Here is a 23,868-nt window from a genome sequence, read left to right as displayed (position 1 = left end):
AAGGCCCGCTTCCTTGACTCAGCGTCTGTTCGTCACCGGGCTCTCCGGTTTCGTAGGCAAGCATCTTCAAGCTTATCTGGCAGCGGCCCACACGCCGTGGGCGCTCCTTCCCGTACCGCATCGTTACGACCTGCTGGAGCCGGATTCGCTGGGCGACCTCTGGCCGGAGCTGCCGGATGCGGTCATCCACCTGGCCGGGCAGACCTACGTGCCGGAGGCCTTCCGCGATCCTGCGCGGACCCTGCAGATCAACCTCCTTGGCACCCTGAACCTGCTCCAGGCGCTTAAGGCGCGGGGTTTCTCCGGTACCTTCCTGTACATCAGCTCCGGCGACGTCTACGGCCAGGTGGCCGAGGCGGCGTTGCCGATCCACGAGGAACTCATCCCCCACCCGCGCAATCCCTATGCGGTCAGCAAGCTGGCGGCCGAGTCGCTGTGCCTGCAGTGGGGTATCACCGAAGGCTGGCGGGTGCTGGTGGCGCGACCGTTCAACCATATAGGGCCGGGGCAGAAGGACAGCTTCGTGATCGCCAGCGCCGCGCGGCAGATCGCCCGGATGAAGCAGGGCTTGCAGGCCAATCGGCTGGAAGTGGGGGACATCGACGTCAGCCGTGATTTCCTCGATGTCCAGGACGTGCTGTCAGCCTATCTGCGCCTGCTCTCCCACGGCGAGGCGGGCGCCGTCTATAACGTCTGTTCCGGGCAGGAGCAGAAGATTCGCGAGCTGATCGAACTGCTGGCGGACATCGCCCAGGTCGAGCTGGAAATCGTTCAGGACCCTGCCAGGATGCGCCGGGCGGAACAGCGGCGGGTTCGCGGCAGCCATGCGCGACTGCATGACACCACGGGCTGGAAGCCTGAAATAACCATAAAACAGTCCCTGCGGGCGATCCTGTCCGACTGGGAGTCACGGGTACGAGAAGAATGACAAGAAGTGCACTGGTAACTGGGATCACCGGTCAGGACGGAGCGTACCTGGCCAAGCTGCTGCTGGAGAAGGGCTACCGGGTCCACGGCCTGGTGGCGCGGCGCAGCAGCGACACGCGCTGGCGCCTGCGCGAACTGGGGATCGAAGGCGATATCCAGTACGAGGACGGCGACATGGCCGATGCCTGTTCGGTGCAGCGCGCGGTGATCAAGGCGCAGCCGCAGGAGGTCTACAACCTGGCGGCACAGAGCTTCGTCGGGGCTTCCTGGAACCAGCCGGTGACCACCGGCGTCGTCGACGGCCTGGGCGTGACCCACCTGCTCGAGGCGATCCGCCAGTTCAGCCCGGAAACGCGCTTCTACCAGGCTTCCACCAGCGAGATGTTCGGCCTGATCCAGGCCGAGCGCCAGGACGAGAACACGCCGTTCTACCCGCGCAGCCCCTACGGCGTGGCCAAGCTCTATGGCCACTGGATCACCGTCAACTATCGCGAGAGCTTCGGCCTGCACGCCTCCAGCGGCATCCTGTTCAACCACGAATCGCCGCTGCGCGGCATCGAGTTCGTCACGCGCAAGGTTACCGACGCGGTGGCCCGCATCAAGCTCGGCAAGCAGCAGGAATTGCGCCTGGGCAACGTCGACGCCAAGCGCGACTGGGGCTTTGCCGGGGACTACGTCGAAGCCATGTGGCTGATGTTGCAGCAGGACAAGGCCGACGACTACGTGGTGGCCACCGGTGTCACTACCACCGTGCGCGACATGTGCCAGATCGCTTTCGAGCATGTGGGCCTGGACTACCGCGACTTCCTCAAGATCGACCCGGCGTTCTTCCGGCCCGCCGAGGTCGACGTGCTGCTGGGTAATCCGGCCAAGGCCCAGCGTGTGCTCGGCTGGAAGCCCAGGACCAGCCTGGACGAGCTGATCCGGATGATGGTCGAGGCGGACCTGCGACGCGTTTCCCGGGAGTAAGCCATGCTGATTCCCGTGGTGCTTTCCGGCGGCGCCGGTACCCGCCTTTGGCCGGTGTCGCGTGAAGGACAGCCGAAGCCGTTCATGCGCCTGCCCGATGGCCAGACCCTGCTGGGCAAGACCTACCGACGTGCCGCCGGGCTCCTGGCCGGGCATGGCGAAATCGTCACGGTGACCAACCGCGAGCATTACTTCCAGAGTAAGGACCAGTTCCAGGCGGCCCGCCTGGGGCGGCATCGGGGATATTTCATCCTCGAGCCGACCGGGCGCAACACCGCTCCGGCGATTGCCGTCGCCGCCCTGGCGCTGCAAGCCGAACATGGCGACGCGGCGGTACTGGTGGTGATGCCGGCGGATCACCTGATCCGCAACGAGGAGGCCTTCCGCGAGGCGGTAGGGCATGCCGCGCGTCTCGCCGTCGCCGGGCACCTGGTTACCTTCGGCGTGGTGCCGGACGCAGCGGAAACCGGTTTCGGCTATATCGAGCTGGGCGACCGGCTGGACGAGCAGGGGGCGGCCAAGGTGCGCCGCTTCGTCGAGAAACCCGATGAGGAAACCGCCCGTCGCTACGTGGAAAGTGGCGGTTTCCTGTGGAACTCCGGGATGTTCTGTTTCACGGCCTCGACCCTGGTCGACGAGCTGGCGCAGCATGCCCCGGCCCTGCTGGAGCAGGCCAGGGCCTGCCTGGCCGCCAGTGCGGCGGTGAAGATGGCCGATGGCATCCAGCATGAGCTGGCGGGCGAAGCCTTCGCCGCGCTGCCGGACATTTCCATCGACTATGCGCTGATGGAGCGCTCCGCGCGGGTCGCCGTGGTGCCGGCGGCCTTCGACTGGAGCGATATCGGTTCCTGGGGCGCGATGAGCGCGCTGCTCGACGCGGACGCAGAGGGCAATCGCGGCAGCGGCGACACCCTGTTCGTCGACACCCGTAACACCTTCGTGCAGAGCGACGGGCGCCTGGTCGCCACGGTCGGGGTCGACGACCTGGTCGTGGTGGATACTTCCGATGCGCTGCTGATCGCCCGCGCCGACCGGGTCCAGGAGGTGCGCAGGGTGGTGCAGCGGCTGAAGGACGAGCGGCACGAGGCCTATCGGCTGCATCGGACCGTCAACCGTCCCTGGGGCAGCTATACCGTCCTCGAGGAGGGGCCGCGCTTCAAGATCAAGCGAATCGTGGTCAGGCCGGGAGAGCGCTTGTCGCTGCAGATGCACCATCACCGCAGCGAGCACTGGATCGTGGTGCAAGGCATGGCCAGGGTCACCAATGGCGATGGCGCGCGGCTGGTCAACAGCAACGAGTCGACCTACATTCCCGCGGGCCACCGGCATCGCCTGGAAAACCCGGGGGTCATCGACCTGGTGATGATCGAGGTGCAGAGCGGCGAATACCTGGGAGAGGACGACATCGTCCGCTTCGAGGACCAGTACGGCAGGGTGGTCTGATGCTTCTTGGCTTGTCTCGTTCCTTGTGGGGCTATCGTGGCTTCGTTCTCGGCAGCGTCAAGCGCGAGTTCCAGTCGCGCTACCGCGGGTCGCTGTTCGGCGCGTTGTGGACGGTGCTCAATCCGCTGTCGATGATCGTCGTCTACACGGTGATCTTCTCCCAGGTGATGCGCGCGCGCCTGCCGGGGGTCGACGACGGCCTGGCCTACAGCGTCTATCTCTGCGCCGGCCTGCTGACCTGGGGCCTGTTCGCGGAAATCACCTCGCGCAGCCAGAGCATGTTCATCGAGAACGCCAACCTGCTGAAGAAGATCAGCTTCCCGCGCATCTGCCTGCCGGTCATCGTACTGCTCAACGCCGGGGTCAATTTCGCCATCATCCTCGCCTTGTTCCTCGGCTTTCTCGCCCTCAGCGGGCGCCTGCCGGGCGCGGCATTGCTCGCGCTGGTGCCGCTGCTGGCGATCCAGGTGCTGTTCGCGGCGGGACTGGGGATGATCCTCGGGGTGCTCAACGTGTTCTTCCGCGACGTCGGCCAGTTGTTCGGCATCTGCCTGCAGTTCTGGTTCTGGCTGACGCCGATCGTCTATCCGATCGGCATCCTGCCCGAGGGTATCCGCTCGCTGATCGAACTCAACCCGATGACCGCGCTGATGCGCAGCTACCAGCAGCTGTTCCTCCACGGGCAATGGCCGGACTGGCCTTCATTGCTGCCGATCACCCTGCTGGCGCTGCTGCTGTGCGCGCTCGGCCTGCGTCTGTTCCGCCAGCGGGTCGGCGAAATGGTGGATGAACTCTGATGGGACAGATACGCGTATCCGGCCTCGGCAAGGCCTACAAGCAGTATCCCAATCGCTGGAGCCGGTTGTTCGAATGGCTGGTGCCTTTCAGTCCTTCGCGCCACCACCTGCACTGGATCCTGCGCGAGGTCGAGTTCACCATCGAGCCGGGCGAAGCGGTCGGCATCGTCGGGGTCAACGGCGCCGGCAAGAGCACCTTGCTGAAGATGATCGCCGGCACCACCCAGCCGACCTGCGGTGAGATCCGCGTGGCCGGCCGGGTCGCCGCGCTGCTCGAGCTGGGCATGGGCTTCCACCCGGACTTCACCGGCCGGCAGAACGTCTTCATGGCCGGGCAACTGCTGGGCATGCAGGTCGAGGAAATCCAGGCGCTGATGCCGGATATCGAGGCCTTCGCCGAAATCGGCGAGGCCATCGAGCAACCGGTGCGCACCTACTCCAGCGGCATGCAGATGCGCCTGGCGTTCAGCGTGGCGACTGCCCGGCGGCCGGACATCCTGATCGTCGACGAGGCCCTGTCGGTCGGCGATGCCTATTTCCAGCACAAGAGCTTCGAGCGCATCCGCAGTTTCCGCAAGGCCGGCACCACCCTGCTGATCGTCTCCCACGACCGCTCGGCGATCCAGTCCATCTGCGACTCCGCGATCCTCCTGGAGCAGGGACGGATGGCCATGCGCGGGCGGCCGGAAGAGGTGATGGACTACTACAACGCCCTGCTCGCCGAGCGCGAGGGGCAGACCGTGCGCCAGGAAATGCTCGCCGACGGCCAGGTGCGGACGATTTCCGGCACCGGCGAGGCAGCGATCCTCGACGTACGGATGGTCGACCAGCGGCAGCGCGCGCTGGAGGTGGTCGAGGTAGGCCAGGCGGTGACGCTGGAAGTCGAGGTCGAGGTTCGCCAGGACATCGAGCGGCTGATCCTCGGCTTCATGATCAAGGACCGCCTCGGCCAGCCGATGTACGGGATCAATACCCACCGCCTGGACAAGGCGCTCACCGACCTGAAGGCCGGCGAGCGCATCACCTACCGCTTCGCCTTCGACATGCGCCTGGGCAAGGGGCACTACTCGGTGGCGCTGAGCCTGTCGCGGCTGGACTCGCACCTGGACCGCAACTTCGAATGGCGCGACTACGGCCTGGTCTTCCATGTCATCAACAACCGCCAGGAAGACTTCGTCGGTTGCTCCTGGCTGGGCGCCGAAACCCATATCAGCCGCTTCGGCGAGGCGGCTCTGGACCCCACTTCCGCGGAGAGCACTCCATGACGCGTCTGTTGGTCGAATGCACCTATGTGTTCGAGCATCCCAAGGTCAATTCCGGTATTCAGCGGGTGGTGCGCAACGTCATCCGCGAGTTGCCGGAAGCCGACGAGACGGTGGAGTGCATCCCGGTGGCAATGCTCGACGGCACCCTGTATCAGGTCCACAGCCTGGCGCCGCTGGACCCGCGGCCGCATTCGCCGCTGGTACGCCTGCGCATCCTGGTGGAGCGAGCCGCCAACTACTTCTGGCTGGGCCAGCGCACCCTGGAAAAGCGCCGCCCGTTCCGTTCCTCGCCGTGGGCCCGGCGCCTTCTCTATGTAGCCTGCCGCCTGTTCGCCTTCGCCTTCCTCAGCATTCCGCTGCGCCTGCTCGACCGCATCCTCGGCAAGCAGCAGCCTGCACCCGTGCGCGCGACCCCGCTCGAACATCGGGCCGGCGACCAACTGGTCTTGCTGGACTCCTCCTGGCACGCCGATTTCTTCCCGCTGGCGGAACGCCTCAAGAGCGAGGGCGTGGGCATCGTCTCGGTGATCTACGACCTGATTCCCCTGACCCATCCGCAATTCTGCGATGCCGGACTGGTCAAGGTGTTCAACCACTGGTTCGACTGGATCGCGGCCACCGCCGACGGCTACGTCGCGATTTCCGAGACCATCCGCGACGAAGTGCGCGCGGAGATGCTGCGGCGCATCGGCCCGGAGAAGGTCGCGCAACGCTGGTTCGATTATTTCCACCTGGGTTCGGAGCTGGACCTGGTGGAGGACGGCGCCTCCGTCGAGCCCGATCTGCTGCGCATGTTCAAGGCCAAGGCGCCGGTATTCCTGATGGTCAGCACCATCGAGCCGCGGAAGAACCACGGTTACCTGCTGGATGCCTTCGAGCGTGCCTGGGCCCAGGGTTCGCAGGCGCGGTTGTGCATCGCCGGACGCATCGGCTGGAAGTGCGAGGCGCTGGTGGAACGGGTGCGGCAGCATCCGGAGCTGAACAAGCGCCTGTTCATGTTCAACGACCTCTCCGACAAGAGCCTGGAGTACGCATACTCCCATGCCGCATCGCTGGTCTTCCCGTCCTATGTGGAAGGTTTCGGCCTGCCGCTGGTGGAGGCCATGCAGCGCGGCCTGCCGGCGATGGGCAGCGACATCCCGGTGTTCCGCGAGATCGGCGGCGAATTCATGGCCTACTTCGACCTCGCCGATCCGCAGACCCTGGCGAACCTGGTCACCCGCTTCGAAGCCACGGGCGAGTTCCCGGCCGAGCGACCGGTCGGCGAATGGCGCTGGATCGGCTGGCACGAGGCGAGTCGGCAACTGATCGCGCGGATCCTGCTCGCCCTCGGCAAGGCCCCGGCGCATGGCGAGGCAGTACATGCGGATTGCGGTTAACGCGCGGATTCTCCAGGCGCCGCGGACCGGCATCGGGCATTACCTGGTCGAGTTGCTGGGCGCGTTGCAGGCGCACGCGGACTTCGAGTTTTCCCTGTTCCATGGCTGGGGCTGGAGCGGCGACCTGCCGGCGGCGGCGCTGCCCGGCTATTCGCGTCTGTCGCCCTGGCTGCGCAACCTGCCCGGAGCCTACCGGGCACGACGCTGGCTGGAGCAGCGGCGTTTCGATAGCGGTCGGCCGCCGGTCGATCTCTACCATGAGCCCAGTCTCTGGCCGCTGGACTTCGACGGGCCGATGCTGATGACCCTGCACGACCTGACCCACCTGCATTATCCGGCGACGCAACCCGCCGCCCGCTTGCGCGAAATAGAACGCCGGCTGGCGCGCGGGATGGAAAAGGCGCGGTTGATCCTGACCGACTCGCAGGCGATCGCCGACGAGGCGCAGGCGTATTTCGGCCTGCCGCGCGAGCGCTTCGTGGTGGCGCCCCTTGGCCATGCCGCGCGGTTCCGTCCGCGGGACCGGGAGTCCCTGCGCGAGCCCTTGCGCGCGCATGGCCTGGTGCCGCGCGGGTATTTCCTCTGCGTAGGAACCCTCGAACCGCGCAAGAACCTGTCGCTGGCCCTGCGCGCCCATGGGCAACTGCCGGCGGCGGTCCGCCAGCGTTTTCCGCTGATGATCGTCGGCATGCCGGGATGGGAAAGTCGCTCGCTCGACGACGAACTGCGCCAGGCGCTGGCTTCGGGAACGGTGCGGCTGCTCGGCTACCTGCCGGACGAGCGGGTCGCCGAGTTGATGTCGGGCGCTCGGGCGCTGGTCTTCCCCTCGATCTACGAAGGCTTCGGCCTGCCTGTGCTGGAAGCCATGGCCAGCGGCACGCCGGTATTGCTCACGCGACTCTCCGCAATGCCGGAGGTGGCCGGCGAGGCGGGCAGCTATATTGACCCGGATGATGCCAATGGGCTATCTGACATGCTGGTCCGCATGACCGAGGATACCGTCTACTGGGAGTGCTGCCGGGAAGCCGGCCTGCGACGGGCGGAGCAGTTTTCCTGGAAGCGTTGCGCGAATCTCACCGCTGCAGCCTATCGTCGTGCCGTGGAGGGCTGAATGCGGGTACTGCACTTCTACAAGACCTACCTGAGCGAAACGGTAGGCGGGATCGAACAGGTGATCTTCCAGCTTTGCGAGAGCAGCGGGTCGTGGGGGATCGACAACCACGTCCTGACCCTGAGCAGCGACCCGCATCCGCCTGTCGTGCCCTTCGGCGGACATGTGGTGCATCGCGCCAGGCTCGACCTGCAGCTCGCTTCCACCGGGTTTTCCCTGAGCGTGTTCAAGCAGTTCCGCGAGCTGGCGGCGGAGGCGGACGTGGTCAACTACCACTTCCCCTGGCCGTTCATGGACCTGGTGCATTTCCTCACCGGTATGAACAAGCCGAGCGTGGTCACCTACCATTCGGACATCATCCGCCAGCGCGTCCTGTTGAAACTGTACCGGCCGCTGATGAGTCGTTTCCTCCACAGCGTGGATCGCATCGTCGCAGCCTCGCCCAACTACTTCAGTACCAGCGACGTGCTCCGCCAGTACCGAGAAAAGACCCGGGTGATCACCTACGGCCTGGACAAGGACGGCTACCCGAAGCCTGCGACACAGCGTCTGGAGCACTGGCGAGAGAAACTCGGGCCGCGGTTCTTCCTGTTCGTCGGGGTGATGCGCTACTACAAGGGCCTGCATATCCTGCTGGATGCGTTGCAGGGCACCGATTACCCGGTGGTGATCGTCGGTGCCGGGCCGTTGCAGGCCGAGCTGTATGCCCAGGCCGCGGCGCTGGGGTTGCGCAACGTGCACTTCCTCGGGCGGGTGGACGACGAGGACAAGGTCGCCCTGCTGCAACTCAGCTACGCCATGGTCTTTCCGTCGCACCTGCGTTCCGAGGCGTTCGGCATCTCCCTGCTGGAGGGCGCGATGTACGGCAAGCCGATGATCTCCAGCGAGATCGGCACCGGCACCAGCTACATCAATATCCATGGCGAGACCGGCCTGGTCGTGCCGCCCAGCCAGCCGGCCGCGTTTCGCCAAGCGATGCGCTGGCTCTGGGAGCATCCGCAGCAGGCGGAGGAAATGGGCAGGAACGCGGAGGCCCGCTATCGGCAACTGTTCACCGCCGAAGAGATGGGGCGTCGCTGGAGCGAGCTGTACCGTGAACTGCTGGAGGAAAAGGCTTCTTCCAGATACGTGAAGGCCGCTCGGTAAGGAGCGGCCTACGGTACAGTTCAGGCTGGGCCGAACCGGGGCGTTACAGTATCGCTTAGCGCCAGAACGGCTTGTTCAGCTCGGCGTAGCGCTGGGCTTCGCTGATGCCGGCGTCGGCGAGCAGGCGGGAGTCCAGGCGGGCCAGCTGGCGACGGCTCTGGATGCGGCGCTGCCACAGTTTCATGGTGCCCAGCAGGCTGCTGCTGCGGCGGTTGGAGCGAGCGATGTCGAAAGTGTTGGAACCGAGGGTACGTTCCATGATGTGTCGATCCTTCCCACTTGTGGTGGGTAGTCAGGTTGCTAGTGATTAACTGAGCAATATGATCTGACTAACAGGTCAACAAGAACAGGAACAGTTGCGGAGAATTGCGTTGGATCACCGGGGTGTGTTTCCGAACTGTATGGGTTGTTTCGGTGCGTAACTGTACCGCTCTGCACCGTCATGGTGCGTTACCGAAAGAAACAACGAAGTGTTACAGCAGGAAAAGCGGAAGGGCCGAGTCGGCGTGTTGCGATGGCGGCAAGAGAAAAGGCCGCCGAAATATGTTTTTACGTGGTTTTTTCTGCCCTGTCCAGACGCCCGGAAGAATTAATCGTCCGGGCGCTGGAAATAGTTGCGGATGAAACGGTTCAGCCTCAGCCGGCCAGCATGTGTCCGCGTTCTTCCAGGTTCAGGTGCCAGGCCAGCGCCTCGCGCAACAGATGCGGCGTGTGGCCGCCTTTCGCGCAAGCCGCCTCGAAGTAGTCCAGCAGCGGTGCCTGGTAGGACGGGTGGACACAGTTCTCGATGATCACCCGGGCCCGTTCGCGAGGCGCCAGGCCGCGCAGGTCGGCGAGGCCCTGCTCGGTGACGAGGATGTCGACGTCGTGCTCGGTGTGGTCGACGTGGCTGACCATCGGCACCACGCTGGAAATGTTGCCGCCCTTGGCGATCGACTTGGTGACGAAGATCGCCAGGTGCGCGTTGCGGGCGAAGTCGCCGGAGCCGCCGATGCCGTTCATCATCTTGGTGCCGCCGACGTGGGTCGAGTTGACGTTGCCGTAGATGTCGAACTCCAGCGCCGTATTGATGCCGATGATGCCCAGGCGACGGACCACCTCGGGGTGGTTGGAGATTTCCTGCGGGCGCAGCACCAGCTTGTCCTTGTAGCGCTCCAGGTTACCGAACACGTCGGCGTTGCGCCGCGGCGACAGGGTGATCGAGCTGCCCGAGGCGAAGCGCAGCTTGCCGGCGTCGATCAGGTCGAAGGTCGAGTCCTGCAGCACTTCGGAGTACATGGTCAGGTTCTCGAACGGCGACTCGATCAGGCCGCACATCACCGCGTTGGCGATGCTGCCGATACCGGCCTGCAGCGGGCCGAGGCTGTTGCTCATGCGCCCGGCGTCGACCTCGCGCTTGAAGAAATCGATCAGGTGGTTGGCGATGGCCTGGGTCTCGCCGTCCGGCGGCAGCACGGTGGATGGCGAGTCCGGCTGGTCGTTGATGACGATGGCGACGATCTTCTCCGGCGGGATCGGGATCGCCGTGCTGCCGATGCGGTCGTCGACGCGGGTCAGCGGGATCGGCGTGCGGGTCGGCCGGTAGGTCGGGATATAGATGTCGTGCAGGCCTTCCAGGTTGGTGCTGTGGGCCAGGTTGATCTCGACGATGACCTGCTTGGCGAAGATCGCGAAGCTCGCCGAGTTGCCCACCGAGGTGGTCGGCACGATGTGGCCCTGCTCGGTGATCGCGGCGGCTTCGATGACGGCGATGTCCGGCAGCTTCAGCTGGTGGTTGCGCAACTGCTCGACGGTTTCCGAGAGGTGCTGGTCGATGAACATCACTTCGCCGGCGTTGATCGCCTTGCGCAGGGTGCTGTCGACCTGGAACGGCATGCGCCGGGCGAGCACGCCGGCCTCGGTGAGCTGCTTGTCGAGGTCGTTGCCGAGGCTGGCGCCGGTCATCAGGCTGATACGCAGCGGACGTTCCTTGGCGCGCATGGCCAGCGCCTGGGGTACGGCCTTGGCCTCGCCGGCGCGGGTGAAACCGCTCATGCCGACGGTCATGCCGTCCTGGATCAGGTCGGCGGCTTCGGCCGCACTCATCACCTTGTCGAGCAGGGAGGGCAGGCGCACGCGATCACGGTACATGGAACGAACCTCAGACGACGAATTATTAGAGGCCGCCAGTCTAGGGTTTCCGCGATTTTTCGCCTTTATACCAAGGTCGAAGCGCCATTCAGCTGGCTTATGGGCGGATTGCCAGGACCACCACGCCCGCTGTCACCAGGGCTACGCCGAGCCATTGGCGCAGGTCCAGGCGTTCGCCGAGGAAGGCCACGCCGAGCAGTGCCACCAGCACCACGCTGAACTTGTCCAGCGGCGCCACCAGCGACGCCGGGCCGAGCTTGAGGGCGCGGAAATAGCAGATCCAGGAGGCACCGGTGGCCAGCCCGGAGAGCACCAGGAACAGCCAGCTGCGCGGCAGGATGCTGCCCGGGGCCTGGAACTTGCCCAGGACCGCGAGGATGCCGCCGAGGGTGACGAGGATCACCAGGGTGCGGATGAAGGTGGCGAAGTCCGAATCGACCCGGTCGAGGCCGATCTTGGCGAAGATCGCGGTCAGCGCGGCGAACAGCGCCGAAAGCAGTGCCCAGAAGGCCCAGGATGCCAGCATGTCGTCCTCCTCCGGGCCTTCTCCACCGGCTGCGCCGCTACAGGGCTTCCAGCTTGGCGTAGCCGAGCATCAGCCACTTGCTGCCTTCGCTCTCGAAATTCACCTGCACCCGGGCCTGGGCGCCGGCGCCTTCGAAGTTGAGGATAGTCCCTTCGCCGAACAGCGCGTGGCGCACCCGCTGGCCGAGGGAGAAGGGCGTCTCCGGCACCCCGGCGCCGCTGAAGAGGTTGCCGCCGGCACTGCGCGAGGTGCCGCCGTAGGGGCGGCTGACGGTATTGGACAGGCGCACTTCCTGGATCAGCGCCGGCGGGATCTCGCGGATGAAGCGCGAAACCTTGTTGTAGGTCTCGCTACCGTAGAGCCGGCGGGTCTCCGCGTAGGTCAGGACCAGTCGCTGCATGGCGCGGGTGACGCCGACGTAGGCCAGGCGGCGTTCCTCTTCCAGGCGGCCGGATTCCTCCAGGCTCATCTTGTGCGGGAACAGCCCTTCCTCCATGCCGACCAGGAACACCAGCGGGAACTCCAGGCCCTTGGCGCTGTGCAGGGTCATCAGCTGGACACTGTCCTCGTGGGCGTCGGCCTGGGTTTCCCCGGCCTCCAGGGAGGCGTGGCTGAGGAAGGCCTGCAGCGGGGTGAGGTCTTCCTCTTCCTCGCTGTTCTCGAAGGCGCGGGCGGCGCTGACCAGTTCCTCGAGGTTCTCCACCCGGGCCTGGCCTTTCTCGCCTTTTTCTTCCTTGTGGTAGCTGATCAGTCCGGACTGCTCGATCACCGTCTGGGTCATCAGGTGCAGCGGCATGTCCATGACCTTCGCCGAAAGATTCTCGATCAGCTCGACGAAGCCGGTCAGGGCGCTGGCGGCGCGGCCGGGCAGGACCTTGTTGGCGATCATCAGGCGGATCGCCTCCCACATCGACACATCGTTGCCGCGGGCGAATTCGCGGATGCTCTCCACGGTCTTCTCGCCGATGCCGCGTGCCGGCACGTTGACCACCCGTTCCAGCGCCGCGTCGTTGCCGCGGCCGTCGAGCAGGCGCAGGTAGGCCATGGCGTTCTTGATCTCGGCACGCTCGAAGAAGCGCTGGCCGCCGTAGATGCGGTAGGGAATCTTCTCCCGCAGCAGGGCTTCCTCCAGCACCCGCGACTGGGCGTTGGAGCGGTAGAGGATGGCGATCTCGCTGCGCGCCAGGCCGCCCTTGAGCGCGCTCTCGATCGACTCGACCACGTAGCGCGCCTCGTCGTGCTCGTTGAACGCGGCGTACAGGCTCAGCGACTCGCCGTCCTCGCCGTCGGTCCACAACTCCTTGCCCAGGCGTCCCTGGTTGTTGGCGATCAGGGCGTTGGCGGCCTTGAGGATCGACGCGGTGGAACGGTAGTTCTGCTCCAGGCGGATCACCTCGGCGTCGGCGAAGTCGTCGCTGAACTGCTGGATGTTCTCGATCCGTGCGCCACGCCAGCCGTAGATCGACTGGTCGTCGTCGCCGACCACCATCAGGCTGTCGCCGCCCTTGGCGAGAATCCGCAGCCAGGCGTACTGCACGGCGTTGGTGTCCTGGAACTCGTCCACCAGGATATGGCGGAAGCGCCGCTGGTAGTGCTCGAGCACGCCGGGATGGTCGCGCCAGAGGTCCAGGGCGCGCAGCAGCAGCTCGGAGAAGTCGATCACCCCGGCGCGGGCGCAGGCCGCCTCGTAGGCTTCGTAGATCTTCAGCATGGTGGCGAGGAACAGGTCGCCGCCGGGCTGGATGTGTTGCGGCCGCAGGCCCTCGTCCTTCTGCCCGTTGATGAACCACTGGGCCTGGCGCGCCGGCCAGCGCTGCTCGTCGAGGCCGAGTTCGCGGATCACCCGCTTGACCAGGCGTTGCTGGTCGTCGCTGTCGAGGATCTGGAAGTTCTCGCTCAGCCCGGCCTCGCGCCAGTGCGCGCGCAGCAGGCGATGGGCGAGGCCGTGGAAGGTGCCGACCCACATGCCCGCCGGATTGATCCCGAGCAACTGCTCGATGCGGTGGCGCATCTCCGCCGCCGCCTTGTTGGTGAAGGTCACCGACAGGATGCTGTAGGGCGAGGCGTGCTCGACCTGGATCAGCCAGGCGATCCGGTGCACCAGCACGCGGGTCTTGCCCGAGCCGGCGCCGGCGAGGACCAGTTGGCGGCCCAGCGGCGCGGCCACGGCCTGGCGCTGCGGGTCGTTGAGGGAGTTCAGCAGGAGGGAGAGGTCGTCGTTCATCGCGGCATTCTACCGGGGCGGGGAAAAGCCGGGCAAACCGGGCCGCCATTCGGCGCAGGCCGGCGCAGCGTCGGGCCTGGCCGCGGAAAAATGCTCTATCCCGGCCTTGGGCAGCCTGCCCCTGCTCGGTTATGCTCCGGCCACTTCAAGGCAAACCACTACAAGAACAAGCGCCTATGACCGTCCATGTCGAGCCCTTGGCGCTGCCGGGCGGCAGCACCGATGTACTGCGGCTCTACGCCCGCGAAATCGCCATCGAGCGTACCCGGCTCCTTTATCTCGGCTCGCGCACGCCGACCCTGCTCATGCTGCTCGGCGGCGTGACCAGCGCCTGCCTGGTGTGGGGCAAGGTCAGCAGTTGGCTGCTCGGCGGCTGGCTGGTCTGGCTGGTGTTGCTCGCCGTCCTGCGCCTGCTGCAGGTCGCCGCCTTCCAGCAGGCCGACAGCCGTCGCCAGGCCAGCCGCCACTGGCGGCGGACCTTCCTGTGCGGCGCCGGCGCCTCGGGCCTGACCCTGGCGTTCGCGGTGATCATGCTGGTCCCGGCCGATGCCTTCCTCCAGCAGGTGCTGGTGTTCGGCCTGGTGGCGGCGGCGATCCTCTCCGCCAGCGTCGCCTATGCGGTGAGCCTGCCGGCCTTCCTCACCTTCGCCTTGCCGGGCCTGCTGCCATCCATCGTTTTCCTGCTGTTGCAGCCGCATAGCCTGTTGCAGGGCTGGGGCGTGCTCGGCCTGATCCTGCTGGTGGCGCTGCTGGTGGTCGCCGGGCAGATCCACCGGCTGGTGCAGGGCGCGCTGCTGCGACGCTTCCAGACCCAGGCGCTGAACCTGCACCTGGAACGCGTCAATGCGGAGGCCGAAGCGCTCAATCGCAAGCTCGCCCAGGAGGTCGGCCAGCGGCGCCTGGTCGAACGCGAGCTGCGCGCCGCCCGCGACGCCTTGCAGCGCCGGGTGGAGGCGCGCACCGAGGAGCTTGGCGCGACCAGCCAGGCGCTCAGCCAGAGCGAGGCGCGCCTGGCCATGGCCCTGGAGGCCAGCGAACTGGGGTTGTGGGACTGGGACCTGGAGAGCGGCCGGGTCCAGCATTCCTATCTCGAGGCGGTCTTCAGCGACGCCGGGGACGGTCCCGAGGACTATCGCAGGCTGATCGAAAGCATCCACCCCGGCGACCTGCCGCGCATCCGTCGCGCCCTCGCCGAACATCTCAAGGGGCGCAGCGAGCTGTACCGGGTGGAGTACCGCGTGCGCGACCGGGAGGGCGGCTGGCGCTGGCTGGAGGATCGTGGCCGGGCCATGGCTCGCGACCCGCGGGGACGGGTGACGCGGATGCTCGGCACGCGCAGCGACATCAGCGCGCGCAAGCGCCTGGAAGAGCAGCAGCAACTGGCCGCGACAGTGTTCGAGGCGGCCAGCGAGAGCATCGTGATCCTCGATCCGGCCTACAACCTGCTGGCGGTCAACCAGGCCTTCAGTCGCATCACCGGCTATCGCCGCGAGGACGTGGTCGGGCGCAACGCCAGCCTGCTGGTGAATACCCCCGAGGCCCAGCGCCACTACCGGCAGATCCGCGCCGAGCTGCGCCAGCACGGGCAGTGGCAGGGCGAACTGGTGGATACGCGGAAGAATGGCGATCCCTATCCCCAATGGCTGCAGCTCAACCTGCTGCGCGACGGCAATGGCGAGGCGACCCACATCGTCGGTTTCTTCACCGATCTCAGTGCCCGCCGCGACGTCGAGGAGCGCCTGCGTCACCTGCTGCACTACGACGAACTGACCGGCCTGGCCAACCGCCGGTTGTTCCGCGAGCGGCTGCACGAGGCGGCCCAGCGGGCGCGCCAGGAGGAGGGCGGGCTGGCCCTGCTGCTGATCGACCTGGACCGCTTCAAGCTGCTCAACGACAGCCTCGGCCACGAGGTCGCCGACCAGTTGCTCAGGGAGATGGCCCAGCGCCTGCGGCGCACCGCGCCGGAAGCCAACACCCTGGCGCGTCTGGCCGGCGACGAGTTCGCCATTCTCCTCGATGGCGGCACCGGCACCGCGGCCCTGTCGCGCCTGGCCGAACGCCTGCTGGTCCAGTTGCGCCAGCCGGTGAGCGTGCTCGGCCACGAGCTGATCCTCGGCGCCTCGCTGGGGATCAGCCTGTTTTCCGAGCAGGCACGGGAAATCTCCGTGCTGATGAGCCAGGCGAACCTGGCGATGCAACATGCCAAGCAACTCGGCGGCAATACCTTCCAGTTCTTCCGCGACAACCTGCAGGACAGCACCCTCGAACGCCTGCGCCTGGAAACCCGGTTGCGCAAGGCGGTCGAGGAGGGCCAGCTGGACGTGCATTACCAGCCCAAGCTGTGCCTGGCCAGCGCCCGCCCGGACTCGGTCGAGGCGCTGGTGCGCTGGCACCATCCGGAGGAGGGCATGATCCCGCCGTCGACCTTCATCGGCCTCGCCGAGGAGTGCGGGTTGATCGGCGAGATCGGTGAATTCGTCCTGCGCCGGGCCTGCCTGCAGGCCGCCGAGTGGAGCCAGCGGGGCCTGAACCTGCGGGTCTCGGTGAACCTCTCGGTCCACCAGTTGCGCCAGGGCGACCTGCTCGACGTAGTGCGCTCGGCGCTTGCCGACAGCGGCCTGCCGGCGGCGCAACTGGAGCTGGAGTTGACCGAAAGCCAGTGGCTGGACGCCCTCGATAGTGTCCTGGCGACCTTCCGCCAGTTGCGCGAGATGGGGGTGAAGCTATCGGTCGACGACTTCGGCACCGGCTATTCCTCGCTCAGCTACCTGAAGCGCCTGCCGCTGGACTACCTGAAGATCGACCAGTCGTTCGTCCGCGACCTGACCCAGAACAGCGAGGATGCGGCGATCATCCGGGCGATCATCGCCATGGCCCACAGCCTCGACCTGAAGGTGGTCGCCGAAGGCGTGGAAACCATCGAACAGCGGGACTTCCTGGTGGCCCAGCGTTGCGACGAGCTGCAGGGCTACCTGATCGGCCGGCCGTTGCCGGCCCATGCCCTGGAGGAAGGTTTGCGCCAGGCTCGTTGAACGCGATCCGGCGGAGTATGCTGTAGCACTTTCGACTCCCACGAATTAAGGACGATTCATGCGCTCGAAGCCGCTTCTTCCCGCCCTCCTGCTGGTGGGCGCCGGTCTCTCCCCGCTGGCCCAGGCCAGCAGCGACGACTCCTGCTATCCCGATTGGTCGCTGGTCGGCGGCGGTGTCTGCGATACCCTGCCGTTCCTCGCCCCGGGCAACGACACCCGCGCCAACCTGCGCCTGCTGCTGGCCGACGCCGGCCACTGGCGGCTGGTGGAGGCGCCGCCGTCGGAGGAAGAGAAGCTCGAAGGCTACGGCCTGGTACCGTTCGGCCTGTTCCGCCTGCTGCCCGGCGACGGCAGCCAGCCGCCCGCGCCGCCGGCGGCGAGCGAGGCCGAGACACCGCCGCCTGCGCCAGCGCCCTCGCCGCTCGCCGAACTGGCCCGGCAGATGGGCGCCGAAGCGCTACCGGAAAAGATCGCCGGCGCCGAATTCTTCGAGGGCGAGGGCAGCCGCTGCCGCAGCAACGACCAGGACAGCGCGCTGGCGTTTCTTCGCCAGGTGCGTGACGCCGGGCTGGGCGAGGCGGAGACCAAGGCCCTGGCCAACAGCCGCCTGGACCTGCTCGGTGCCTGCGGCTGGGAACAAGAGGAACTGGGCGGTGTGCTCGCGCAAGGCGTCGAGTCGGCCGCAGGCAAGGCCTTCGCCACGTACCTGGAGGCTGCGGCCAACTTCTACAGCGGTCGCTTCGACGAAGCCGAACAGGGCTTCAAGGCGTTGCAGGACGTGTCGCAGCCCTGGCTGAAGGAAACCGCCCTGTACCTGCAGGCGCGCACCCTGCTCAACGCCGCCCAGCAGAACGCCTTCGACGACATGGGCTTCCCCGAGCTGCAGAATGTCGACAAGGCTCGCCTGGAACAGACCCGCAGCGCCCTCGAGGCCTACCTGCAGGCGTATCCGAAGGGGCTCTACGCCGCCTCGGCCAAGGGCTTGCAACGGCGCGTGCATTGGCTGGCCGGCGACCAGAAGCTGCTGGCCCAGGACTATGCCGCGCAATTCGCCGAAGCTGAGCAAGGGCAGCGCAACATGGCCCTGGAAGACCTGGTCCAGGAGGTCGACAACAAGCTCCTGACCGGTATCCAGCTCGGCGACATCCAGACTCCGCTGCTGCTGGCGGTGGCCGACCTGGTGCAGATGCGCGCCCACGATCCGTCGACCCCGCGCAGCTTCACCTGGGAAACGCTGCAGGCCCAACAGGCAAGCTTCGCCGCGCATCCCGAACTGTTCGCCTACCTGCAGGCGGCCTATCGCTTCTATGTCGACCAGGATCCGGCGAAGACCCTCGAAGCGCTGCCGCAAAAGGTCGGCAGCCTCGACTACGTCGGCTTCAGCCAGCAGACCCTGCGCGGGCTGGCGCTGGAGCAGCAGAAGGACTGGAAAGCCGCCGAGGCGCTCTGGCTGGAACTGTTGCCGCAGGCCGCGCAGCCGTACCAGAAGGGCCAGTTGCAGCTGGCCCTGGCGCTCAACTACGAGCGCAGCGGCCAGTTGGAAAAGGTCTTCGCCGAAGGTTCGCCGGTCCAGGAGCCGCTGCTGCGCAGCATCCTCCTGCGCAACGTCGCCGACGCCGCGCTGTTGCGCCGCCAGGCCAAGCAGGGCGCGACGGCGGAAGAGCGCGATACCGCGCTGTTCACTCTCCTTTACAAGGACCTGCGCCGCAGCCGCTTCGCCGACTTCGGCAAGGACTTCGCGCTGCTCGGCGAAACCCCCTCGCAGACCAAGCTGGGCACCAGCCTCGGCTATGTCTACGGCGCCGGTAACAGCCTGGAGCTGTTCCGCTGGAAGGGCGACAAGGCCGAGTCCGGCTACGTTTGCCCGGCCATCGCCGAGTCGGCCGCGGCGCTGGCCGCCGATGACAAGGACCCGAAGGGCCTGAACTGCCTGGGCGAATTCATCCTGCGCAACGGTCTCGACGGCATGCCGCTGGACAGCCAGCCCGAGGCCAACGAGCTGGGCGGCACCCCGAGCGGCTTCAAGGGCGAGGTGTACTCCCGGCTGGATGGCTATCGCCTGGTCATGGACAACCCCAAGGCTCCGCGCGAAGACAAGGCCTACGCGCTGTTCCGCGCGATCAACTGCTTCGCCCCGGCCGGCTACAACACCTGCGGCCAGCAGGACATCCCGCAGGCCGAGCGCAAGCAATGGTTCCGTACGCTCAAGTCGACCTACGCCGACAGCTCCTGGGCCAAGGAACTGAAGTACTACTGGTGAGGCGCTGGCGAGCCTGGCTGGCGGGCCTGTTGCTGGGCCTGCCGCTGTTGCCGTCCGTCGAGGCCGCGGTGCGCGCCGAGGACTACGGCGCCTTCTGGCTGTGGAGCGGCGTCGCGCCGCAGCCGGTGCTGGCGCGGGCCGAGACGCTGTACATCCTGCAGGGACAGATCAGCCAGTCGCGCCGTCGCCCCGGCGAGGGCGTGCGGCTGATCGCCCAGGGCATCTCGGTGCCGCGCCTGGCGCGGGGTGAGGTCTGGGTGGTGTACCGCGCCCATACCCTGCGCTGGACGCCGCAGATCTACCAGGCCGTGCTGAACCAGGTGCAGCGCTGGAAGCGTGCCGGCAACCCGGTGGTCGGCATCCAGATCGACTTCGATGCGCGTACCCGCTACCTCGACGAGTACGTCGATTTCCTCCGCGACCTGCGCCGGCGCCTGCCCCGCGAATACCGCTTGAGCATCACCGGGTTGCTCGACTGGGGCAGCAACGCCGAGCCGGCGGCGATCAACCGGCTCAAGGGCGTGGTCGATGAAGTGGTGGTGCAGACCTACCAGGGGCGCCACAGCATTCCCAACCACGCCGCCTACCTCCCGCGGGTCAGCCGCCTGCAGCTGCCGTACCGGATCGGCCTGGTCCAGGGAGGCGACTGGCAAGCCCCCGACTACCTGGAAAAGAGCCCCTGGTTCAGGGGCTACGTGGTGTTCCTGCTCAACCCTCAGTGAGCGCAGCCGCAAGCGCCCTTGCCGGCACACCCTCCGCTGCGTTCGGCCTGCGGCTGGCGGGTATCCTGGCCGGGCTGGAGATCGCGCATCAGTAGCGCGTAGCACAGGTCCAGGCCTTCCGGCAGCGCCAGGTAGACCACGTGGCCATTGCCCGGCGCCACCTCGATGGCCTCGCCGGCGGCGTTGCGCAGGTCCTCCACGCGCAGGCTCAGGTTGCCTCGCGGAGTCATCAGTTCGACGCTGTCGCCGCGCTGGAAGCGGTTCTTCACCTCCACCTCGGCCAGTCCGTCGCGGCGTTCGCCGGTGAGTTCGCCGACGAACTGCTGGCGCTCGGACAACGAATGGCCGTGCTGGTAGTTCTGGTACTCGTCGTGCACGTGGCGGCGCAGGAAGCCCTCGGTGTAGCCGCGGTGGGCGAGGGACTCCAGGGTGTCCATCAGGCCGCGGTCGAACGGCTTGCCGGCCGCCGCGTCGTCGATCGCCTGGCGGTAGACCTGGGCGGTGCGCGCCACGTAGTAGTGGGATTTGGTGCGGCCCTCGATCTTCAGCGAGTGCACGCCGATCCGCGCCAGCCGCTCGACGTGCTGCACGGCGCGGAGGTCCTTGGAATTCATGATGTAGGTGCCGTGTTCGTCCTCGAAGGCGGCCATCGGTTCGCCGGGACGGTTGCCTTCCTCGAGGAGGAACACCTGCTCGGTCGGCGCGCCGCGTCCCAGGGTCGGCTCCCGCGCCACCACGTTGCCCAGCTCGTCCTCGCGGCCCTCCACCGCCTTGTATTCCCAGCGGCAGGCATTGGTGCAGGTGCCCTGGTTGGGGTCGCGGCGGTTGATGTAGCCGGACAGCAGGCAGCGCCCGGAATAGGCCATGCACAAGGCGCCGTGGACGAACACTTCCAGCTCCATGTCCGGCACCTGCTGGCGGATTTCCTCGATCTCCTCCAGCGACAGCTCGCGGGAAAGGATCACCCGGGTCAGGCCCTGCTGCCGCCAGAATTGCACCGCGGCCCAGTTCACCGCGTTGGCCTGCACCGACAGGTGGATGGGCATCTGCGGGAAATGCTGGCGAACCAGCATGATCAGGCCGGGATCGGACATGATCAGCGCATCCGGACCCATGGCGACCACCGGCTCCAGGTCGCGCAGGAAGGTTTTCAGCTTGGCGTTGTGCGGGGCGATGTTGACCACCACGTAGAAGCGCTTGCCAAGTGCGTGGGCCTCGGCGATGCCTTCGGCCAGTTGGGCGTGGTCGAAATCGTTGTTGCGCACCCGCAGGCTGTAGCGCGGCTGCCCGGCGTAGACGGCATCGGCGCCGTAGGCGAAGGCATAGCGCATGCTTTTCAGGGTGCCGGCGGGGCACAGCAGTTCGGGGCGGAGGGTGGTGGCGGTCATGGTTCGGGCTCGCAACGACGTGGGCGCGCGACTCTAGCCGAGCGCGCGCCGGGCGATCCTGAGCCGGATCAATGTCCGCGTCATTCCAGCCAGCGTCGACCCTGCAGTTCCAGCAGCAGTTGCGCCTGTTCCGGGCCGTTGCTGCCGGCCGGGTAGGGCCGCGGGCTCTGGTAGTGCTCGCGCCAGCCGGCGAGGATCGGGTCGACCCAGCCCCAGGCGGCCTCTACCTCGTCGCGGCGCATGAACAGCGTCGAGTCGCCCTCGATCACGTCCAGCAGCAGGCGCTCGTAGGCGTCCCAGCGCCGCTTGTTGCGGCTGAGGGCCTCGGCCAGGTTGAGGTCCAGCTCCACCGGTTCCAGTTGCATGCCCTTGCCCGGGGTCTTGGCCATCAGTTGCACGCTGATCCGCTCCTCCGGCTGCAACCTTATCCACAGGCGGTTGGCCGGCCCGCCGCCGCCGTCGATCAGGCTGTGCGGCACCGGCTTGAACTGGATGACGATTTCCGAGCACTTGCGCGCCATGCGCTTGCCGGTGCGCAGGTAGAACGGCACCCCGGCCCAGCGCCAGTTCTCGACCTCGGCCTGGAGCGCGACGAAGGTCTCGGTATCGCTGTCGTTGTCGACGTTCTTCTCGAAGTAGTACGCCGGCACCTCCTGGCCGCCGATCCTGCCGGCGGCGTACTGGCCGCGTACCGTCTTGTCCTGCACGTCGAGCCCGGAGATCGGCTTCAGCGCCTGCAGCACCTTGAGCTTCTCGTTGCGCACAGCCTCGGCGTCGAAACGCACCGGCGCCTCCATCGCCACCAGGCAGAGCAACTGGAGCAGATGGTTCTGCACCATGTCGCGCATCGCCCCGGCGTGGTCGTAGTAGCCGCCACGGTTCTCCACGCCAAGGGTCTCGTTGACGCTGATCTGCACATGGTCGATGTGCGCCGCGCGCCAGACCGGCTCGAACAACGCATTGGCGAAGCGCAGGGCCATCAGGTTCTGCACGGTTTCCTTGCCCAGGTAGTGGTCGATGCGGAACACCCGCGACTCGTCGAACACCCGGCCGATGGACTGGTTGATCGCCCTCGCCGAGTCCAGCGAATGGCCCAGCGGTTTTTCCAGCACGATGCGCGCTTGCGGCCCGGCGAGGCCGGCGATGGAGAGGTTCTGCGCGATCGGCGCGAACAGGCTCGGCGAGGTCGCCAGGTAGTGCACCAGCACCCGGCCCTCGCTGCTCTTCAGGTGCCGCGCGAGACGGCCGAAGTCGGCGCTCTGCGAGGCGTCCATGGCCAGGTAGTCGAGGCGCGCGGCGAAGCCTTTCCATTGTTCGGCGGCGAACTCGCTGCGCGCCACCACCGCGCGGACGTTGCGCTCGGCGAGGGCGAGGAAGGCGGCGTTGTCCAGCGCGCTGCGGGCGAGGGCGAAGATCCGCGTATCGGCCGGCAGGCGGTCCTCCCGGTGCAGGCGATAGAGCGCCGGCAGCAGCTTGTGCAGGGCCAGGTCGCCGGTACCGCCGAAGACCAGGATGTCGCAGGACGTTGGAGTGGCTGGTGTACTCAAGGCAAGCTCCCGACGGCGTTGGCTGGGCGTGGCTGACTGTTTGTAGTATAACTACAAGGTTACTACAGAGAATCGAGCCCAGCCTGTGAACCTGCTGCAGCACATAGCCCAGTCCCGCCAACAGCTCCGCAAGTCGGAACTCAAGGTCGCCGATCACGTTCTCAACGATCCGGCGTCGGTCATGCACAGCTCCATGGCCGAACTGGCCCATGGGGTCGGGGTCAGCGAGCCGACCATCGTGCGCTTCTGCCGCGCCATCGGCTGCAGCGGCTTCCAGGACCTCAAGCTGAAGCTGGCGCAGAGCCTGGCGGCCGGCGCCAGCTTCGGCCAGTTCTCGATCCATGAGAGCGACTCGGTGGCCGACTTCAGCCTGAAGATCTTCGACACCACGCTGCACAGCCTGATGGAAGTCCGCGAGCACCTGGACACCCACGCCCTGGAGCGCGCCATCGCCGCCATCGCCCACGCCCAGCGCGTGGAGTTCTACGGCTTCGGCGCTTCCGGCGCGGTGGCCTCGGATGCCCAGCACAAGTTCTTCCGCCTGCTGCTGTCGGCGGCGGCCTACTCCGACCCGCACATGCAGGCGATGTCGGCGGTGACCCTCAAGCCCAGCGACGTGGCCATCTGCATTTCCCAGTCGGGTCGCTCGAAGGACCTGCTGATCACCGCCAACCTGGTGCGCGAGGCCGGCGCCACGCTGATCACCCTGTGCCCGAGCCAGACCCCGCTGGCCGACCTGGCCACGGTCAACCTGGCGATCGACGTGCACGAGGACACCGACATCTACACCCCGCTGACCTCGCGCATCGCCCACCTGGTGGTGATCGACGTGCTGGCGATGGGCGTGGCCATGGCCCGCGGCCCGGACCTGGTCAACCACCTCAAGAGCGTCAAGCGCAGCCTGCGCAGCCTGCGCCTGTCGCCGAAGGTGATGAAGAACCAGGAAGAGCGCGGCGAGCCGTCCTGAGGCGCCGCCGGGAAGGCATAACGCAGTCTTCACCG

At 66.8% G+C, this 23,868-nt stretch carries 18 protein-coding genes; 12 read left to right on the top strand and 6 right to left on the bottom strand.

Going from position 1 to position 23,868, the window contains the following annotated elements; all coding sequences use genetic code 11:
- Positions 1 to 13: 13 nt before the first annotated feature.
- From rmd to wbpZ, 8 genes are read left to right on the top strand one after another with little or no spacing between them, the layout of a single operon-like run.
- Positions 14 to 928 (top strand): GDP-6-deoxy-D-mannose reductase, encoded by a 915-nt coding sequence (gene rmd, locus LJF27_RS15005; RefSeq protein ID WP_003114107.1) that lies wholly within the window; start codon positions 14 to 16, stop codon positions 926 to 928.
- Positions 925 to 1,896: a GDP-mannose 4,6-dehydratase gene (gene gmd / locus LJF27_RS15000; protein WP_003096890.1), complete on the top strand. Its 972-nt coding sequence runs from the start codon at positions 925 to 927 to the stop codon at positions 1,894 to 1,896. The genes rmd and gmd overlap by 4 nt, the downstream gene beginning before the upstream one ends.
- 3 nt (positions 1,897 to 1,899) lie before the next feature.
- A complete protein-coding gene (locus tag LJF27_RS14995; protein ID WP_003161109.1) occupies positions 1,900 to 3,339 on the top strand; it encodes a mannose-1-phosphate guanylyltransferase/mannose-6-phosphate isomerase in 1,440 nt (479 codons plus the stop codon).
- Complete coding sequence (locus LJF27_RS14990) at positions 3,339 to 4,136, top strand: ABC transporter permease (RefSeq protein WP_003096887.1); 798 nt, start codon at positions 3,339 to 3,341, stop codon at positions 4,134 to 4,136. The genes LJF27_RS14995 and LJF27_RS14990 overlap by 1 nt, the downstream gene beginning before the upstream one ends.
- A complete protein-coding gene (locus LJF27_RS14985) occupies positions 4,136 to 5,401 on the top strand; it encodes an ABC transporter ATP-binding protein (protein ID WP_023116842.1) in 1,266 nt (421 codons plus the stop codon). The genes LJF27_RS14990 and LJF27_RS14985 overlap by 1 nt, the downstream gene beginning before the upstream one ends.
- Positions 5,398 to 6,780, top strand: a complete 1,383-nt coding sequence (locus tag LJF27_RS14980) for a glycosyltransferase family 4 protein (RefSeq protein WP_003096882.1) — start codon at positions 5,398 to 5,400, stop codon at positions 6,778 to 6,780. The genes LJF27_RS14985 and LJF27_RS14980 overlap by 4 nt, the downstream gene beginning before the upstream one ends.
- Positions 6,764 to 7,891 (top strand): glycosyltransferase family 4 protein, encoded by a 1,128-nt coding sequence (locus tag LJF27_RS14975; RefSeq protein ID WP_003102573.1) that lies wholly within the window; start codon positions 6,764 to 6,766, stop codon positions 7,889 to 7,891. The genes LJF27_RS14980 and LJF27_RS14975 overlap by 17 nt, the downstream gene beginning before the upstream one ends.
- Entirely contained in the window at positions 7,892 to 9,037 is a 1,146-nt protein-coding gene (gene wbpZ, locus LJF27_RS14970; protein ID WP_003114105.1) for a D-rhamnosyltransferase WbpZ, read from the top strand.
- Positions 9,038 to 9,092: 55 nt separating this feature from the next.
- Here wbpZ and LJF27_RS14965 read toward each other — a convergent pair whose 3' ends face one another.
- From LJF27_RS14965 to uvrD, 4 genes are all read right to left on the bottom strand, one after another.
- Positions 9,093 to 9,296, bottom strand: a complete 204-nt coding sequence (locus LJF27_RS14965) for a DUF1127 domain-containing protein (RefSeq protein WP_003096877.1) — start codon at positions 9,294 to 9,296, stop codon at positions 9,093 to 9,095.
- A 377-nt stretch (positions 9,297 to 9,673) separates the two neighbouring features.
- A complete protein-coding gene (locus tag LJF27_RS14960; protein ID WP_003096875.1) occupies positions 9,674 to 11,167 on the bottom strand; it encodes an acetyl-CoA hydrolase/transferase family protein in 1,494 nt (497 codons plus the stop codon).
- Between the two features lie 97 nt (positions 11,168 to 11,264).
- Positions 11,265 to 11,693, bottom strand: a complete 429-nt coding sequence (locus LJF27_RS14955) for an EamA family transporter (RefSeq protein ID WP_003114104.1) — start codon at positions 11,691 to 11,693, stop codon at positions 11,265 to 11,267.
- A 37-nt stretch (positions 11,694 to 11,730) separates the two neighbouring features.
- Complete coding sequence (gene uvrD, locus LJF27_RS14950; protein ID WP_003096872.1) at positions 11,731 to 13,917, bottom strand: DNA helicase II; 2,187 nt, start codon at positions 13,915 to 13,917, stop codon at positions 11,731 to 11,733.
- A gap of 176 nt (positions 13,918 to 14,093) precedes the next feature.
- Between uvrD and LJF27_RS14945 the strand changes: the two genes are divergently transcribed.
- Genes LJF27_RS14945 through LJF27_RS14935 form a run of 3 tightly spaced genes read left to right on the top strand, consistent with a single transcriptional unit; the run spans position 14,094 to position 19,931 of the window.
- Positions 14,094 to 16,949: a putative bifunctional diguanylate cyclase/phosphodiesterase gene (locus LJF27_RS14945; RefSeq protein WP_003096868.1), complete on the top strand. Its 2,856-nt coding sequence runs from the start codon at positions 14,094 to 14,096 to the stop codon at positions 16,947 to 16,949.
- Positions 16,950 to 17,007: 58 nt separating this feature from the next.
- Positions 17,008 to 19,209 (top strand): hypothetical protein, encoded by a 2,202-nt coding sequence (locus LJF27_RS14940; protein ID WP_003158567.1) that lies wholly within the window; start codon positions 17,008 to 17,010, stop codon positions 19,207 to 19,209.
- Positions 19,206 to 19,931: a DUF3142 domain-containing protein gene (locus LJF27_RS14935; RefSeq protein WP_003096864.1), complete on the top strand. Its 726-nt coding sequence runs from the start codon at positions 19,206 to 19,208 to the stop codon at positions 19,929 to 19,931. The genes LJF27_RS14940 and LJF27_RS14935 overlap by 4 nt, the downstream gene beginning before the upstream one ends.
- Here LJF27_RS14935 and yegQ read toward each other — a convergent pair.
- Both yegQ and zwf read right to left on the bottom strand, forming a co-directional pair.
- The gene (gene yegQ / locus LJF27_RS14930; RefSeq protein WP_003105560.1) at positions 19,925 to 21,319 is read right to left on the bottom strand and encodes a tRNA 5-hydroxyuridine modification protein YegQ; all 1,395 of its coding nucleotides are present in this window, start codon (positions 21,317 to 21,319) and stop codon (positions 19,925 to 19,927) included. The genes LJF27_RS14935 and yegQ overlap by 7 nt on opposite strands.
- An 80-nt stretch (positions 21,320 to 21,399) precedes the next feature.
- Positions 21,400 to 22,866, bottom strand: a complete 1,467-nt coding sequence (gene zwf / locus LJF27_RS14925) for a glucose-6-phosphate dehydrogenase (protein ID WP_003096859.1) — start codon at positions 22,864 to 22,866, stop codon at positions 21,400 to 21,402.
- Positions 22,867 to 22,951: 85 nt separating this feature from the next.
- Here zwf and hexR point away from each other — a divergent pair, with 85 nt between their 5' ends.
- Entirely contained in the window at positions 22,952 to 23,833 is an 882-nt protein-coding gene (gene hexR / locus LJF27_RS14920) for a transcriptional regulator HexR (protein WP_003096857.1), read from the top strand.
- The last annotated feature ends 35 nt before the right edge of the window (positions 23,834 to 23,868 follow it).

The sequence above is a fragment of the Pseudomonas sp. 203-8 genome (genome assembly GCF_020708595.1).
Taxonomy (GTDB): Bacteria; Pseudomonadota; Gammaproteobacteria; order Pseudomonadales; family Pseudomonadaceae; genus Pseudomonas; species Pseudomonas aeruginosa.
This window is presented reverse-complemented; position numbering and strand designations above follow the sequence as displayed.